The following is a 15626-nucleotide window of genomic DNA, read 5'->3' on the forward strand; positions in this document are numbered from 1 at the left end:
TGGCGTGACGAAGAAAGAAAGCGCATCCATGTCGATTCTCGTCAACAAGCACACCAAGGTCATCACCCAGGGCTTTACCGGTGCCCAGGGCACGTTCCATTCCGAACAGGCGATCGCCTATGGCGCCCAGGTCGTCGGCGGCGTGACGCCGGGCAAGGGCGGCACCACCCATATCGGCCTGCCGGTGTTCGACACCGTGCATGAAGCCGTCGCCACGACCGGAGCCGATGCCTCGGTCATCTATGTGCCGCCGCCCTTCGCCGCCGACTCGATCCTCGAGGCGATCGACGCCGAAGTGCCACTGATCGTCTGCATCACCGAGGGCATTCCGGTGCTCGACATGGTGAAGGTGAAGCGTGCCCTGTCTGGCTCCAAGTCGCGGCTGATCGGCCCGAACTGCCCGGGCGTGCTGACCCCCGATGAGTGCAAGATCGGCATCATGCCGGGCAACATCTTCAAAAAGGGTTCGGTGGGCGTCGTGTCGCGTTCGGGCACGCTCACCTATGAAGCGGTGTTCCAGACCTCGAACGCCGGCCTTGGCCAGACCACGGCGGTCGGCATCGGCGGCGATCCCGTCAACGGCACCAACTTCATCGACGTGCTCGAACTGTTCCTGGCCGATGACGACACCAAGTCGATCATCATGATCGGCGAAATCGGCGGCGACGCCGAGGAGCAGGCCGCCCAGTTCCTGATCGACGAGGCCAAGCGCGGCCGCAAGAAGCCGATGGTCGGCTTCATCGCCGGGCGCACCGCGCCTCCGGGGCGGCGCATGGGCCATGCCGGCGCGATCGTGTCCGGCGGCAAGGGCGGCGCGGAAGACAAGATCGCGGCGATGGAGGCGGCGGGCATCCGCGTCAGCCCCAGCCCGGCCGAACTGGGCCAGACCCTGCTAGAAGTGTTGAAGGGCTGAGCGAGAGCCGATTGACCCTGCATCCGTTCGTGCCGGCCGGTCTGGCCGGCACGAGAGGGGCCGGACCGGGGCGTTTCTGGACTTTGCTCGACATGGACGGATGAAGATCATGGGTTTTGAAGGCCAGTCATTCGATATCGAGGGCGTGTCGCCGTCGTTCGTCGAGGCGCTTTACCGCCGTTATGTCGCCGATCCCGCCTCGGTCGAGGCCGGCTGGCGCGGCTTTTTCGAAGGGCTTGAAGCCAGCATCGACGGGCCGAGCTGGAAGCGCGGCAACTGGCCGCCGGCCGACACCGACGCGCTGACCGCGGCGCTCGACCCGACCCAGATGGCGGTGCCGCCCAAGGCCGATCCGCGCAAGGCGGCACCTGCCGCCGCCGCGCCGGCCGATCCGGGCGCGGTCGCCCGTGCCGCCGCCGATTCCATCCGCGCGATGATGCTGATCCGCACCTACCGGGTGCGCGGGCATCTGGCCGCCCAGCTCGACCCGCTCGGCATTCTGAAGCGCGAGCTGCCGGCCGATCTGACGCCCGAATATCACGGCTTTTCCGGTGCCGATCTCGACCGGCCCATATATTTGGGCGGCACGCTCGGCCTCGAAACCGCGACGGTGCGCGAGCTGGTCGCGATCCTGCAGCGCAATTATTGCGGGCCGGTCGGCCTTGAATATATGCACATCGCCGACACCGAGGAGCGGCGCTTCCTGCAGGAACGGATGGAGGGCAAGGACGCCGTCATCCAGTTCACCCCCGAGGGCAAGAAGGCGATCCTGTCGGCCGTCATCCGCGGCGAGCAGTTCGAAAAGTTCCTGGGCCGCAAATATGTCGGCACCAAGCGCTTCGGCCTTGACGGCGGCGAGGCGATGATCCCCGCGCTTGAGGCGATCATCAAATATGGCGGCCAGATGGGCGTGCGCGAGATCGTCTATGGCATGGCGCATCGCGGCCGTCTGAACGTGCTGGCCAATGTCATGGCCAAGCCGTTCCGCGTCATCTTCCACGAATTTTCCGGCGGTTCGGCCAATCCGGAGGATGTCGGCGGATCGGGCGACGTCAAATATCACCTCGGCACCTCCACCGACCGCGAGTTTGACGGGATCAGCGTGCACATGTCGCTGGTGCCCAACCCCTCGCATCTCGAGGCGGTCGATCCGGTCGTGCTCGGCAAGGTGCGCGCGACCCAGGTGGCGCGCGACGATCTGGACAAGCACAATCAGGTGCTGCCGGTGCTGATCCATGGCGATGCCGCCTTTGCCGGCCAGGGCATTGTGTGGGAATGCCTCGGCTTTTCCGGGGTGCGCGGCTACAATACCGGCGGCTGCATCCATTTCATCATCAACAACCAGATCGGCTTCACCACCAGCCCGCAATTCGCGCGCTCCTCGCCCTATCCGTCGGATGTGGCGAAGGGGGTGCAGGCACCGATCCTGCATGTGAACGGCGACGATCCCGAAGCCGTCACCTTTGCCTGCAAGATCGCGATCGAGTTCCGCCAGCGTTTCGGCCGCGACATCGTGATCGACATGTGGTGCTATCGCCGCTTCGGCCATAACGAAGGCGACGAGCCGAGCTTCACCCAGCCGCTGATGTATGCGCGGATCAAGGACAAGCCCGGCGTCGCCCAGGTCTATGGCGACCGGCTGCGCGGCGAGGGGGTGATCGATCCGGCCTTTGCCGACCAGACCGCATCCGCCTTCACCCAGCATCTGGAAGAAGAGTTCGAGGCTGCCAAATCCTACCGGCCCAACAAGGCCGACTGGTTTGCCGGCCGCTGGTCCGGCCTGCATTCGCCCGCGGATTCGGAAAGCGCGCGTCGCAATGTGGAAAGCGGCATCGAGCCCAAGCTGTTCGACAGCCTTGGCCGCACGCTGACCACGGTTCCCGAGGACGTGACCATCCACAAGACGCTTGCCCGCATCATCGAGGCGAAGCGCGAGATGTTCCGCACCGGCCAGGGGTTTGACTGGGCGACCGGCGAGGCGCTGGCGTTCGGCAGCCTGGTGACCGAGGGCTATGGCGTCCGGCTGTCGGGCCAGGATTCGGGCCGCGGCACGTTCAGCCACCGCCATGCCGTCTGGGTCGATCAGCGCAGCGAGGCCAAATATGTTCCGCTGACGACGCTGCCGCACGGCCGGTTCGAGGTGCTGGATTCGCCGCTCAGCGAATATGGCGTGCTCGGCTTTGAATATGGCTATGCGCTTGCCGACCCGAAGACGCTGGTAATGTGGGAAGCCCAGTTCGGCGATTTCGCCAACGGCGCGCAGATCATGATCGACCAGTTCATCGCCTCGGGCGAGGCCAAGTGGCTGCGCGCCAACGGCCTGGTGATGCTGCTGCCGCACGGCTATGAAGGCCAGGGTCCGGAGCACAGCTCGGCGCGGATCGAGCGCTATCTGCAGCTGTGCGCGCAGGACAATATGCAGGTCGCCAACTGCACGACGCCGGCCAATTATTTCCACATCCTGCGCCGGCAGATGCTGCGGCCGTTCCGCAAGCCGCTCGTCATCTTCACGCCCAAGTCGCTGCTCAGGCACAAGATGGCGGTGTCGGCGGCTGAGGATTTCCAGGGCGCCAGCCATTTCATGCGGATCCTGTCGGATCCCAATGCCCCCGCCGATGCCGATGTGCGCCGGCTGGTGCTGTGTTCGGGCAAGGTCGCCTATGACCTGATGGAGGCGCGCGACGCAGCGGGCGACAAGCACACCGCCATCGTCCGCATCGAGCAGCTCTATCCGTTCCCGGGCGAGCCGCTGACCGTGCGGCTGAAGCGCATGACCGGGCTGGAAGACGTGGTCTGGGCGCAGGAAGAACCGAAGAACAACGGCGCGTGGTTCTTTGTCGAGCCGCTGATCGAACAGTGCCTGGCCGATGCCGGGGTGGGGCCTGCCCGCGCCCGCTATGCCGGCCGCGCCGCCGCCGCGTCGCCCGCCACGGGCCTTGCGAAGCGGCACCAGAGCGAACAGGGCGCGCTGATCGCCGATGCTCTCGGCCACAGCGTGCGGGACGAAATCAAGCGCCAGAAAAAGGGCTGATCATGAGCGTTGAAATCAAGGTGCCGACCCTCGGCGAATCGATCACCGAAGCGACGATCGGCGAATGGCTGAAAAAGCCCGGCGAGGCGGTGAAGGCCGATGAACCCGTGGCGTCGCTTGAAACCGACAAGGTGTCGGTCGAGGTGCCGGCCCCCGCTGACGGCGTGATGGGCGCCCATGCCGCCCAGCCGGGCGACACCGTGGCCGTCGGCGCGGTCATCGGCTATCTGGAAGCAGGTGGCGCTGCCGCCGCTCCGGCGACGCCGGCCGCTGCCCCCGCCGCCACCCCCGCCGCTGCCGCTGTGGCCGACGAACCGGCCGGCGACCTCACGCTGTCGCCGTCGGTGCGCCGCCTGGTGCTCGAACACGGGCTTGATCCGACCCAGATCCGCGGCACCGGCAAGGATGGCCGGCTGACCAAGGAAGATGTGCTCGCCGCAGCCGAGGCCGCCAAGGCCAAGGCCCCGGCGACGCCCGCCGCCGCCCCGGCGGTTGCCGCTGCCGCGCCTGCGCCCGCCGGTGCGCGCCGCGAGGAGCGGGTGCGGATGAGCCGTCTGCGCCAGACGATCGCCTCGCGCCTCAAGGAGGCGCAGAACACTGCGGCCATGCTGACGACGTTCAACGATGTCGACATGACGGCGGTGATCGAGGCGCGCGCCCGCTACAAGGACCTGTTTGAAAAGAAGCATGGCGTCCGCCTCGGCTTCATGGGCTTTTTCGTGAAGGCGGCGGTGCAGGCGCTGCGCGACGTGCCGGCGGTCAATGCCTCGATCGAGGGCGACGAGATCGTCTACCGCGACTATGTCGATGTGTCGGTGGCCGTGTCCGCGCCCAACGGGCTTGTGGTGCCGGTGATCCGCGACGCGCAGGAGATGTCGGTCGCGACGATCGAAAAGACGATCGGCGATTTCGGCAAGCGCGCCAAGGACGGCACGCTCAAGATCGACGAGATGAAGGGCGGCACCTTCACCATTTCCAATGGCGGGGTGTTCGGCTCGCTGCTGTCGACGCCGATCATCAACCCGCCCCAGTCGGCCGTGCTCGGCCTGCACCGGATCGAGGACCGGCCGGTGGTGCGCGACGGGCAGATCGTCGTGCGGCCGATGATGTATCTGGCGCTCAGCTATGATCACCGGCTGATCGACGGCCGCGAGGCGGTGACCTTCCTCGTCGCGCTCAAGAACGCGATCGAGGATCCGACCCGCCTGCTGATCGACCTTTAAGGAGCCGCGACATGGCTGATTATGATTATGACCTGCTGGTGATCGGTGCGGGGCCGGGCGGCTACGTCGCGGCCATCCGCGCCGCGCAGCTGGGGCTGAAGACCGCCTGTGCCGAAGGGCGCGAAACGCTGGGCGGCACCTGCCTGAATGTCGGCTGCATCCCGTCCAAGGCGCTGCTCCACGCCTCCGAACTGTTCGAGGAAGCGCATTCGGGCGCGCTGGCCAAGTTCGGCGTCAACATCGCCGGCGCGACGCTCGACCTCAGCGCGATGCACGGCGAAAAGGCCAAGGCGGTCAAGGAACTGACCGGCGGCATCGAGTTTCTGTTCAAGAAGAACAAGGTCGACTGGCTGAAGGGCTATGCCCGCTTCACCGCCGCCGACACGGTCGAGGTGGCCGGGCGCAGCGTGCGCGCGCGCAACATCGTCATCGCCACCGGGTCGTCGGTCACCCCGCTGCCGGGCGTCACCATCGACAATGAGGTGGTCATTGATTCGACCGGCGCGCTCGCGCTGCCGCGCGTGCCCGAGCATCTGGTGGTGATCGGCGGCGGCGTGATCGGGCTGGAGCTTGGCTCGGTCTGGCGGCGGCTGGGCGCGCGGGTGACGGTGGTCGAATATCTTGACCAGATCCTGCCCGGCTTTGACGGCGAGATCCGCAAGGAATCGGCCAAGATCTTCAAGAAGCAGGGCTTTGAGTTCCGCACCGGCACCAAGGTGACCGGCGTGGCGGTGGATGGCGGCCGGGCGACCGTGACCGTCGAGCCGGCGGCGGGCGGCGCGGCAGAGACCATCGCGGCCGACGCCGTTCTGGTCGCCATCGGCCGCAAGCCCAATACCGACGGGCTGGGGCTGGAGGCGGCTGGCCTCACGACCAATGCGCGCGGCCAGATCGAGATCGATCACGAGTTCCGCACCGCCGTGCCGGGCATCCGCGCGATCGGCGATGTCGTTCCCGGCCCGATGCTCGCCCACAAGGCCGAGGATGAGGGGATTGCGGTCGCCGAATATGTCGCCGGCCAGACCGGGATCATCAATCACGATGTCATCCCGTCGGTCGTCTACACCCATCCCGAAATCGCCGGGGTCGGGCTGACCGAGGAGCAGGCGCGCGAGCGCGGCGAGGTCAAGGTCGGCAAATTCCCCTTTGCCGGCAACAGCCGCGCCAAGACGAACCGCGACACCGACGGCTTCGTCAAGGTGGTGGCCGATGCGCGCACCGACCGGGTGCTGGGCGTGCACATCATCTCGTCGCTTGCCGGCACGATGATCGCCCAGGCCGCCCAGGCGATGGAGTTCGGCGCGACGAGCGAGGACATCGCCTATACCTGCCACGCTCATCCGACCCATGCCGAAGCGCTGAAGGAAGCGGCGATGGCGGTGACCGGCAAGCCGATCCACATCTGAAAGTGACGGGCTGGGACACCTGCGTGTCCCAGCCTTGGCCTCGGCTTCCCGGTCGCTCAGGCCGGGTGGCTGGAAGGGCGGCGGGACGGGGCGGCGAGCAGCAGCAGCCCGATCAGTAGGGCGGCGGCTGATGCCTCCGCAACCGCATCAAGGCCCTGTGCGCCAAACCGGCGCGCGCCGAGCACGACGCCCGCGCCAAAGCCGAGCAGCGCCGGCCCGTAAATCCCCATGTCATGGCCGGCAGGCGGCGCCAGACCGAGCAGCCGGTCCGCCAGCCCGCGCGCCAGCCCGATCAGCGCCGTGCCGGGCGCGACGTCCAGCGCGGGGGTGCTGCGCAGCACCAGATGCACGGCCCCCATCGCCGCTGCCAGCGCCGGCATCGTTACCCCGCCAAACATCCCGGCCCAGCCGCCAATGCCGGATGCCCCGCCATCGCCGATCAACAGCGGCAGCCGCGCCGCCGCCCAGCCGGCAAGCGCCAGCAGCGCGGCCAGCAGCACGGCGAGCGCCGGGCCGCGCACCGGCGCGGCGCGCAGCAGCACCTGGCCGCCGATCGCCCCCGCGACAAAGCCCAGCAGCAGTGCGATCCCGGTCCGGAACGTCGCGCCGTCGCCCCACACCAGCGCGGTGCCGATCCGGACGACATTGGCGTCGACCGCCGATGCGAACAGCCCGCCCAGCGAACTGAGCGCGACCGCATCGACAAAGCCGGCCAGCGCCGTCAGCGCCAGCGCGGCGGCGGGAAGATAGCCGGCGCTGCGTGTCATCATCCCTCACTTGCAGACGAAATGGTTGCCCGCGATAGCTGGGGCGATGTCGCCCGACCTGCAACCCTCGCTCGCGGTTCTGCTGCCTTCGATCGATCTTTTCGGCATCGCCGTCTTTGCCGCCTCGGGCGCGCTGGCGGCGGCGCGCCGGGGCCAGACGCTCGTCACCTTCGCCTTTTTCGCGCTGGTGACCGGCACCGGCGGCGGCACGGTGCGCGATGTGCTGATCGGCGCGCCGGTTTTCTGGGTCCATGATCCGCTGGTCGCCGGCGTCTGTCTGGGCACGGCATTGCTGATCTGGCTGACGCCCGCCGGCTGGTGGCAGGGCCGCGCGCTCGACTGGTTCGATGCGGTGGGGCTGGCGGCTTATGCGGTGTTCGGGGCCGGCAAGGCGCTGGGTGTCGGCGTGCCGCCGGTGCCGGCGATGCTGATGGGGGTGATTTCCGCCTGTGTCGGGGGCATCATCCGCGACGTGCTGGCCGGGGAACCGTCGATCATCCTCAGGCCCGAACTCTATGTGACGGCAGCCGCGCTGGCCGCCGGGCTGTTCGTGCTGCTGATGGCGCTGGGGGTCGGCGCGCCCGTCGCCGCGCCGATCGCCGCCGCCACCGGCTTTGCCTTGAGGGCACTGGCGATTCTGAAGGGACTGAAGCTGCCCGGCTATGGGCGCGGGTGAGGGGGAGGTGGGGGAGCGGGCCGGTGCCGCGACAAAACGAAACACCCCCGCGCCGCCTCGGGCGTAAATCCCGGTCAGGGTTCGCGCACCAGCCCGATCTCGCTGAACGGGCGCGGCTCGACCGGCGGGGTTTCCGGTTCGGCCAGGCTCGCCTGCCACAGGCCGACATCGACCCAGCGCCCGTCCTTCCAGCCGACCTCGCGGTAAACCCCGGCCCGGCGGAAGCCGACCGATTCATGCAGGCCGATCGAGGCGTCATTGGGCAGGGCGATGGCGGCGATCGCCTGGGTGAAGCGCTGGGCGCGCAGCGTGTCGATCAGCGCTTCGTAGAGCAGCCGGCCGACGCCCTGGCGGTGCAGGTCGCCCGCCACATAGACGGTCGTCTCGACCGCCCAACGATAGGCGCGGCGGGCGCGAAACGCCGTGGCATAGGCATAGCCGAGCACCGTGTCCTCATCGCCGCCGGTCGCGACCAGCCAGGGGTATAAATCGCCAGCCGCCGCCATCCGCGCCGCCATCTCCTCCGCGCCGGGCGGGCTTTCCTCCATCGAGACGATGCCGGTCGCGACATAGGGGGCGTAGATCGCCGCCAGCTGCGGGGCGTCGGCGGGGCGGGCAGGGCGGATGCGGATCATCGGCTGAGCCATGCCCCGAACGCCGCGATCATGCCAGTGCCATCCACCGGGCGCGGCGGCTGCATGGCCGCGCATTCGAGGCAGCGGGCCTGGATCGCCGCGCCACCGGCCAGCCGCCGGGCATCGTCGAGCGCGGTCAGCGCCATCGCCTGCTGCCGGGCATGGATGCGCCCCAGAATGTCGCGCGCCGCCCCGCTGCCGCCATTTTCGCCCGCGCCGTCGTCGGCCGGGCGCATCGCATCGGCCAGCAGCTTTTCAAACCATTCGGGCTGCTTTTCCAGATAGACGATCCCGGCCTTGCCGGCATCGATCTTCGCCCGCCGCGCGGCCTCGGCAATCGCGGCATCCAGCCCGCCAAAGGCATCGACCAGCCCGATCTGCCGTGCCGTGCCGCCATGCCACACCCGGCCCTGGCCGATTTCATCGACCCGTGCCGGCGTCAGCCCGCGTGCCTTGGCGACCAGCGCGATGAACCGGCGATAGACGCTCTCCACCCCGGCCTGCGCCATGCGGTCAAAGGCGGGGGAGGTGCCGCCGAGCAGGTCGGGCTGGCCCGACAGGGCGGTGGTGCGTACGCCATCGGCCGACAGGCCGATCTTGGCCAGCGTCTGTTCAAAGGTCGGCAGCACGCCGAACACGCCGATCGACCCGGTGATCGTGTCCGGCTCGGCAAAGATGCGGTCCCCGGCGGTCGCGACCCAATAGCCGCCCGATGCCGCGACCGACCCCATCGACACGATGACCGGCAGGCCCGCCTGCTTCGCCTCGATCAGCGCCAGCCGGATCTGTTCGGAGGCGAGCGCCGAGCCGCCGGGTGAATCGATCCGCACGACCAGCGCCTTCAGGTCGCCGCGCGCCAGCCCCTTGCGGATCGCCCGCGCGATGGTGTCGCCACCGGCGACGCCGGGGCCGTGATCGCCGTCGCGAATCTCGCCCGCGATGGTGACGATGCCGATCCGCGCATCGCCCGTGGCCGGGGGATTGGCGGCAATCCAGTCGGCGGCGTGGACCTTGCGATAGCCGCGGGTTTTCCTGTCCTCGCCCGCCAGCTCGGCAACGCGGCGGGCAAAGGCCTGGGCGTCGCCCAGCCTGTCGACCAGCCCCTGGGCGATCGCGGTGCGCGCGAAATCGCCATTGCCGACCGGATCGGCGATGGCGGCGGCAAGCTTTGCCCTGGGCCGGGCGGCGGCGATGTCACGCTGCCAGCCTTCCCACAGCGCATCGGCGAGCGTCTGGGCGGCGGTGCGCGCCTCGGGCGACATGTCGCTGCGCACATAAGGCTCGACCGCCGATTTATAGGTGCCGACGCGGTAGACATGGGCGGTCACGCCCAGCCGGTCGAGCAGCCCCTTGTAATACAGCCGTGAGCCGCCCGGCCCGGCAAAGCCCGTGCCGCCCATCGGATCGAGCCAGATCTCGCTGGCATGGGCGGCGAGCGCATAGCTGTCGTCGGAATAGACGGTCGCATAGGCCAGCACCGGCTTGCCCGATTGCTTGCGGAACCGGTCGATGGCGTCGCCCAGCGTCTGCAGCGCCACCTGGCCGCCGCCCATGAAGCCGTCCAGCTCCAGCGTCACCGCCTTGATGCGCTTGTCGCCCGCCGCCCGGTCGAGCGCGCGGACCAGATCCGACAGCCGGTGTTCCCTCAGCCGCGCGCCACTGCCGAACGTCGCCAGCGGATCGACCGCGGCGGGCTGTTCGACCAGCACCCCGGCCAGATCGAGCGCGAGGGCCCCTTCGCCAATGCCCCGGCTGGGCGCGGAGTTGAGCGCGGCGGCCAGGGCACCGAAGAACAGCAGCATCGCCATCAGGACGAGCGCATCCTTCACCCCGACCAGAAGCCGCCAGAAACCGGCGATGAATTTCATCGAAAACGAGCCCTTCTGCTAAGCTGCCCGGACAGACTTGGCCGCGCGGCGGGTCTTTGCAAGCCTTTCCCGCGCGCGGCCTGCGGTCCATGGCCGAGCCAGTGGCGCAGGGTGGCGTCCCGCTTCATGAAAATTCTGCCAGCCGCGCTTGACGCTCGATCAACGCCCACCCATATCGCCGCCGCTGGCACTCGCGGGAGGTGAGTGCCAACACTTTTTGGACCAGATGCCCGGCAGGGCGCGGCGGCACTTCGACCCCGTGGCCCCATGGGCGTTATTTGGAAAGGGTGACGCATGAACTTTCGTCCGCTGCACGACCGCGTGCTCGTCCGTCGCGTCGAAGCTGAAGAGAAGACGGCCGGCGGCATCATCATCCCCGACAGCGCCAAGGAAAAGCCGCAGGAAGGCGAAGTCGTCGCCGCCGGTGCGGGCGCCAAGGCCGAGGATGGCAAGGTGACCCCGCTCGACGTCAAGGCCGGCGACCGCATCCTGTTCGGCAAGTGGTCGGGCACCGAAGTCAAGATCAACGGCGAAGACCTTCTGATCATGAAGGAATCCGACATCCTCGGGATCGTCGGCTGAGCTTTTCCGGCACGTTCAACAAGTCAACTTCAATCCACAAACTGAAAGGGCAGTCACATGGCAGCCAAGGACGTCAAGTTTTCGCGTGACGCGCGCGAGCGCATCCTGCGCGGCGTGGACATTCTCGCCGACGCGGTGAAGGTCACGCTCGGCCCGAAGGGCCGCAACGTCGTGATCGACAAGAGCTTCGGCGCGCCGCGCATCACCAAGGACGGTGTGTCGGTCGCCAAGGAAATCGAACTGAAGGACAAGTTCGAGAATATGGGCGCCCAGATGGTGCGCGAAGTGGCGTCGAAGACCAACGACCTCGCTGGCGACGGCACCACCACCGCCACCGTGCTTGCCCAGGCGATCGTGCGCGAAGGCATGAAGTCGGTTGCCGCCGGCATGAACCCGATGGACCTGAAGCGCGGCATCGATCTGGCCGTCGCCAAGGTGGTCGAAGACATCAAGTCGCGTTCGAAGCCGGTCGCTGACTCGAAGGAAATCGCCCAGGTCGGCATCATTTCGGCCAATGGCGACCGCGAAGTCGGCGAGAAGATCGCCGAAGCGATGGAAAAGGTCGGCAAGGAAGGCGTCATCACCGTCGAGGAAGCCAAGGGCCTCGAGTTCGAACTCGATGTCGTCGAAGGCATGCAGTTCGACCGTGGCTATCTGTCGCCCTACTTCATCACCAACCCGGAAAAGATGCAGGTCGAACTCAACGACCCGTTCATCCTGATCCACGAGAAGAAGCTGTCGTCGCTGCAGGCGATGCTGCCGATCCTCGAAGCGGTCGTGCAGTCGGGCCGTCCGCTGCTGATCATCGCCGAAGACATTGAAGGCGAAGCGCTGGCGACCCTGGTGGTCAACAAGCTGCGCGGCGGCCTGAAGGTCGCGGCGGTCAAGGCGCCGGGCTTCGGCGATCGCCGCAAGGCGATGCTCGAAGACATCGCGATCCTGACCAAGGGCGAGATGATCTCGGAAGATCTGGGCATCAAGCTGGAAAGCGTCACGCTCGGCATGCTCGGCCAGGCCAAGCGCGTCACCATCGACAAGGACAACACCACCATTGTCGACGGTGCGGGCGACGAAGGCGCGATCAAGGCGCGTTGCGACGCGATCCGCCAGCAGATCGAACAGACCACCAGCGACTATGACCGCGAAAAGCTGCAGGAGCGGCTGGCCAAGCTTGCGGGCGGCGTGGCCGTCATCAAGGTCGGCGGCGCGACCGAAGTCGAGGTCAAGGAGCGTAAGGACCGCGTTGACGATGCCCTGCACGCGACCCGCGCGGCCGTGGAAGAAGGCATTGTTCCGGGCGGCGGCACCGCGCTGCTCTATGCCACCAAGGCGATCGAAGGCCTGAAGGGCGGCAATGAAGACCAGACCCGCGGTGTCGACATCGTGCGCCGTTCGCTGACCGCGCTCGTCCGCCAGATCGCGGCCAATGCGGGCCATGACGGGGCCGTCGTGTCGGGCAAGCTGCTCGACCAGTCGGACACCTCGTTCGGCTTCAACGCCGCGACCGACACCTATGAAAACCTGGTCGCCGCCGGCGTCATCGACCCGACCAAGGTCGTCCGCACGGCGCTGCAGAACGCGGCTTCGGTCGCCGGTCTGCTGATCACCACCGAAGCGACCATCGCGGAACTGCCGGAAGACAAGCCGGCCGCGCCGATGGGTGCCGGTGGCATGGGCGGCATGGGCGGCATGGACTTCTGATCCATCCGGTCAGCCTGACCGACAGAAGGGGCCGGGGGGCATTCCCCCGGCCCTTTTTCTTGGGGTCAGCATGTCGTTGACGGTCCGGTCAGGCGCTGGTTGACGATCGCGTCAATCGCGGCTTGCCGGCGGCCGTCAAGGATCGCCTGACACACACGTCAATCGCCGGTTGATTTGGGCGTCAACCTGAACCTGTCTATAATGTCATGGCATGGTTGACGGGATGGCGATGACCGAGGACGAACAGACACGGCTGCGCGCGCGCACGGCAGGGATCGTGCCTTTCTGGGCGATGGCCAAGACGCCGGCTTTGACCGGCGACCGCAAGGATGATTTTCCGGCGCTGATTTCAGCCGCCAATGTCGTTGCCGAAGAGGCGCGGCTGGCGCTGCACCGCTGGATCGAGGCGGCGCGGCGTTCGGGCATGAGCTGGAGCGAGGTGGGCGAGGTGCTCGGCATCAGCAAACAGGCAGCCCAGCAGCGGTTCCGCAGCCCCGGCGATCCGGGTGCCGAAGCCGCAGCGGCTGGCGGCGATGACGGGATCGAGCATGTCCGCATCGGCGCGACCGCGTTCAACGAACTGGCGATCCTCGAGGCCGAGGGCCGCAAGGGCATGGAGCTGCTGCGCACCGGCGCATTGCACCTGGTTTTCCGCCGCACCGGCCAGTGCTGGGAATATTGCCGCACGCTCGGCCGTGCGCCCGAGGGCGGCTGGACCCATGTGTCGACCTGGTTCCCGTTCCATTATTACAAGCGCGCCATCGGCTGATTCCGCCGCGCCGCGCCGCACTGTCCCGGCCACCGGGGATTTAGGCGTTCAGTTTCGGGCGCACACGCGCTAACGAGCGCCATGTCCCGCACCCTTCCCGTTGTCGCGATTGTCGGCCGCCCCAATGTCGGCAAATCGACCCTGTTCAACCGCCTGGTCGGCAAGAAGCTCGCGCTGGTCGATGACCGGCCCGGCGTGACCCGCGACCGGCGCGAGGGCGATGCGCATCTGCTGGGCGTCGATTTCAAGGTCATCGACACCGCCGGCTTCGAAGATGAAGACCCCCAGTCGCTGCCCGGTCGCATGCGCGCGCAGACCGAGGCGGCGGTGCGCGAGGCCGATGTCGCGCTGTTCCTGATCGATGCGCGTGCCGGGCTGGTGCCGCTGGACGAGGAAATCGGCCGCTGGCTGCGCGCCGAGGACACGCCGGTGGTGCTTGCCGTCAACAAGGCGGAAGGCCGCGCGGGCGAACAGGGCGCGATCGAGGCGATGGCGCTCGGCTTTGGCGAACCGATCCTGCTGTCGGCCGAACATGGCGAGGGGGTGGCCGATCTGTTCACCGCGCTGCTGCCCTATATCGACCGCCCGGACGACGAGCCGGAGGTCGATGTCGATGAGGAGGAGGAGGCGCGCTCCGGCCCGCTCAAGCTCGCGATCGTCGGGCGGCCCAATGCCGGCAAATCGACGCTCGTCAACCGCATCCTTGGCGAAGACCGGATGATCACCGGGCCGGAAGCCGGGATCACCCGCGATTCGATCGCCATCGACATGGACTGGCAGGGGCGGCCCGTGCGGCTGATCGACACGGCGGGGATGCGCAAGCGCGCCAATGTGACCGACAAGCTGGAAAAGCTCTCGGTCGCCGATGCGCGCCGCGCGGTCGATTTTGCCGAAGTGGTCGTGCTGCTGCTCGATGCGACGCGCGGGCTGGAGGCGCAGGATCTGAAGATCGCCGACGCCGTGCTGCAGGAAGGCCGGGCGCTGATCATCGCGCTCAACAAATGGGATGTCGCCGAAAACGCCTCGTCATTGTTCAACGGCGTGCGCGCGGCGCTCGAAGAAGGGCTGGCGCAGGTCAAGGGACTGCCGGTGCTGACCGTGTCGGCGGTGACCGGCAAGGGGATCGACACGCTGATCAAGGTCGCGTTCGAAACGCGCGAGGCGTGGTCGCGGCGCGTGCCGACCGGGGAGCTCAATCGCTGGTTCGAAGCGGCGATGGAGCGCAATCCGCCGCCCGCGCCCGGCGGCAAGCGGATCAAGCCGCGCTATCTGACGCAGGTGAAGACGCGACCGCCCAGCTTCGTGCTGTTCGGCACCCGCGTCGATCTGCTGCCCGAAAGCTATCGCCGCTATCTGGTGAACGGCATCCGCCGCGATCTGGGCTTTGGCGCGGTGCCGGTGCGGCTGACGGTGCGCGCACCCAAAAATCCGTTCGACCGCTGAGCCGCTGCGGGGCCGCGAATGTCGCGGCGATGCAATGCTTTGCAGGTGATCGGCGCAGACGGGCCGGCCCGATCATCAACCCGCTGGTAACGATCGGGGCGCTAAGCCCCGGTGCATGGACGATGCTGGCCCGATTCTGGTTGATTGGACCGCCTTTGCCCGTGCCCGGCAGGAACTGGGCGCGGGGTTCGTGCGCATCCTTGGCTATTTCCGCGAGGATGGCGTCAAATCGGTCGCCGCGATCGAGGCGGCGATGCGCGCCAAGGATGCCGCCGCGCTGGTGCGGCCGGCGCATACGCTGAAGGGCGAGGCGCAACAATTCGGGGCCGATCCGCTCGCTGAAATTGCCGAGGAAATCGAAATGGTTGCCCGGCGCTGTGTCGAGCTGCGCACCAGCCCGGACGAGCTGATCCCCCAGGTCGTCAGGCTGCGCCCGCTGTTTGAGCAGACGCTCGAGCTGTTCGACCGCGAGACCAATCCGCTGGTCGAACGCCGGTCGGGGTTCGGCCGCCGCCCGCAAAGCTTCGGCCGCGCCACCGGCTGACACCAGGGTTCGCTGATGCGAACCCCTGCATCTCCCGCCCCGTCTCCCCGCCCGGCCGGGCAGGGAGG

General features: G+C 67.8%; 13 protein-coding genes. 10 read left to right on the forward strand and 3 right to left on the reverse strand.

Features of this window, described 5'->3' with window-relative positions; translation table 11 throughout:
* Positions 1 to 28 precede the first annotated feature (28 nt).
* From sucD to lpdA, 4 genes are all read left to right on the forward strand, one after another.
* Complete coding sequence (gene sucD / locus GVO57_RS07905; protein WP_160592698.1) at positions 29 to 913, forward strand: succinate--CoA ligase subunit alpha; 885 nt, start codon at positions 29 to 31, stop codon at positions 911 to 913.
* A 109-nt stretch (positions 914 to 1022) separates the two neighbouring features.
* The gene (locus GVO57_RS07910) at positions 1023 to 3944 is read left to right on the forward strand and encodes a 2-oxoglutarate dehydrogenase E1 component (protein WP_160592699.1); all 2922 of its coding nucleotides are present in this window, start codon (positions 1023 to 1025) and stop codon (positions 3942 to 3944) included.
* 2 nt (positions 3945 to 3946) lie between these two features.
* Positions 3947 to 5167, forward strand: a complete 1221-nt coding sequence (gene odhB, locus GVO57_RS07915; RefSeq protein ID WP_160592700.1) for a 2-oxoglutarate dehydrogenase complex dihydrolipoyllysine-residue succinyltransferase — start codon at positions 3947 to 3949, stop codon at positions 5165 to 5167.
* Between the two features lie 11 nt (positions 5168 to 5178).
* The gene (gene lpdA / locus GVO57_RS07920) at positions 5179 to 6573 is read left to right on the forward strand and encodes a dihydrolipoyl dehydrogenase (RefSeq protein WP_160592701.1); all 1395 of its coding nucleotides are present in this window, start codon (positions 5179 to 5181) and stop codon (positions 6571 to 6573) included.
* A gap of 56 nt (positions 6574 to 6629) precedes the next feature.
* Here lpdA and GVO57_RS07925 read toward each other — a convergent pair whose 3' ends face one another.
* Positions 6630 to 7343: a DUF1275 family protein gene (locus tag GVO57_RS07925; RefSeq protein ID WP_160592702.1), complete on the reverse strand. Its 714-nt coding sequence runs from the start codon at positions 7341 to 7343 to the stop codon at positions 6630 to 6632.
* A 43-nt stretch (positions 7344 to 7386) separates the two neighbouring features.
* On the opposite strand from GVO57_RS07925, the gene GVO57_RS07930 reads away from it, so the two are divergent.
* Positions 7387 to 8016, forward strand: coding sequence for a trimeric intracellular cation channel family protein (locus GVO57_RS07930; protein ID WP_160592703.1), 630 nt, complete (start codon positions 7387 to 7389; stop codon positions 8014 to 8016).
* Positions 8017 to 8090: 74 nt separating this feature from the next.
* Here GVO57_RS07930 and GVO57_RS07935 read toward each other — a convergent pair whose 3' ends face one another.
* Both GVO57_RS07935 and sppA read right to left on the reverse strand, forming a co-directional pair.
* Complete coding sequence (locus tag GVO57_RS07935) at positions 8091 to 8663, reverse strand: arsinothricin resistance N-acetyltransferase ArsN1 family B (RefSeq protein ID WP_233281289.1); 573 nt, start codon at positions 8661 to 8663, stop codon at positions 8091 to 8093.
* A complete protein-coding gene (gene sppA, locus GVO57_RS07940) occupies positions 8648 to 10519 on the reverse strand; it encodes a signal peptide peptidase SppA (protein ID WP_160592704.1) in 1872 nt (623 codons plus the stop codon). Before sppA ends, GVO57_RS07935 begins: the two co-directional genes overlap by 16 nt.
* 294 nt (positions 10520 to 10813) lie before the next feature.
* Between sppA and groES the strand changes: the two genes are divergently transcribed.
* The 5 genes from groES to GVO57_RS07965 all read left to right on the forward strand — a co-directional run bounded on the left by groES (position 10814) and on the right by GVO57_RS07965 (position 15558).
* On the forward strand, positions 10814 to 11101 hold the full coding sequence (gene groES, locus GVO57_RS07945; RefSeq protein WP_160592705.1) for a co-chaperone GroES: 288 nt from the start codon (positions 10814 to 10816) through the stop codon (positions 11099 to 11101).
* Positions 11102 to 11158: 57 nt separating this feature from the next.
* Complete coding sequence (gene groL, locus GVO57_RS07950; RefSeq protein ID WP_160592706.1) at positions 11159 to 12802, forward strand: chaperonin GroEL; 1644 nt, start codon at positions 11159 to 11161, stop codon at positions 12800 to 12802.
* A gap of 223 nt (positions 12803 to 13025) precedes the next feature.
* Entirely contained in the window at positions 13026 to 13571 is a 546-nt protein-coding gene (locus GVO57_RS07955; protein ID WP_233281290.1) for a hypothetical protein, read from the forward strand.
* Between the two features lie 81 nt (positions 13572 to 13652).
* Positions 13653 to 15014, forward strand: coding sequence for a ribosome biogenesis GTPase Der (gene der / locus GVO57_RS07960; protein WP_160592708.1), 1362 nt, complete (start codon positions 13653 to 13655; stop codon positions 15012 to 15014).
* 115 nt (positions 15015 to 15129) lie between these two features.
* A complete protein-coding gene (locus tag GVO57_RS07965; RefSeq protein WP_160592709.1) occupies positions 15130 to 15558 on the forward strand; it encodes an Hpt domain-containing protein in 429 nt (142 codons plus the stop codon).
* Positions 15559 to 15626 lie beyond the last annotated feature (68 nt).

Source organism: Sphingomonas changnyeongensis (assembly GCF_009913435.1).
In the GTDB taxonomy this organism is placed as follows: Bacteria; Pseudomonadota; Alphaproteobacteria; order Sphingomonadales; family Sphingomonadaceae; genus Sphingomonas_B; species Sphingomonas_B changnyeongensis.

What these genes read in the sequence shown, in the direction of transcription:
- groES (WP_160592705.1), top strand. Translation starts at nt 10,814, where the DNA reads ATGAACTTTCGTCCGCTGCACGACCGCGTGCTCGTCCGTCGCGTCGAA.
- sucD (WP_160592698.1), top strand. Translation starts at nt 29, where the DNA reads ATGTCGATTCTCGTCAACAAGCACACCAAGGTCATCACCCAGGGCTTT.
- lpdA (WP_160592701.1), top strand. Translation starts at nt 5,179, where the DNA reads ATGGCTGATTATGATTATGACCTGCTGGTGATCGGTGCGGGGCCGGGC.
- GVO57_RS07925 (WP_160592702.1), bottom strand. Translation starts at nt 7,343, where the DNA reads ATGATGACACGCAGCGCCGGCTATCTTCCCGCCGCCGCGCTGGCGCTG.
- GVO57_RS07965 (WP_160592709.1), top strand. Translation starts at nt 15,130, where the DNA reads ATGGACGATGCTGGCCCGATTCTGGTTGATTGGACCGCCTTTGCCCGT.
- groL (WP_160592706.1), top strand. Translation starts at nt 11,159, where the DNA reads ATGGCAGCCAAGGACGTCAAGTTTTCGCGTGACGCGCGCGAGCGCATC.
- sppA (WP_160592704.1), bottom strand. Translation starts at nt 10,519, where the DNA reads ATGAAATTCATCGCCGGTTTCTGGCGGCTTCTGGTCGGGGTGAAGGAT.
- der (WP_160592708.1), top strand. Translation starts at nt 13,653, where the DNA reads ATGTCCCGCACCCTTCCCGTTGTCGCGATTGTCGGCCGCCCCAATGTC.
- GVO57_RS07955 (WP_233281290.1), top strand. Translation starts at nt 13,026, where the DNA reads ATGGCGATGACCGAGGACGAACAGACACGGCTGCGCGCGCGCACGGCA.
- odhB (WP_160592700.1), top strand. Translation starts at nt 3,947, where the DNA reads ATGAGCGTTGAAATCAAGGTGCCGACCCTCGGCGAATCGATCACCGAA.
- GVO57_RS07935 (WP_233281289.1), bottom strand. Translation starts at nt 8,663, where the DNA reads ATGGCTCAGCCGATGATCCGCATCCGCCCTGCCCGCCCCGCCGACGCC.
- GVO57_RS07930 (WP_160592703.1), top strand. Translation starts at nt 7,387, where the DNA reads ATGTCGCCCGACCTGCAACCCTCGCTCGCGGTTCTGCTGCCTTCGATC.
- GVO57_RS07910 (WP_160592699.1), top strand. Translation starts at nt 1,023, where the DNA reads ATGGGTTTTGAAGGCCAGTCATTCGATATCGAGGGCGTGTCGCCGTCG.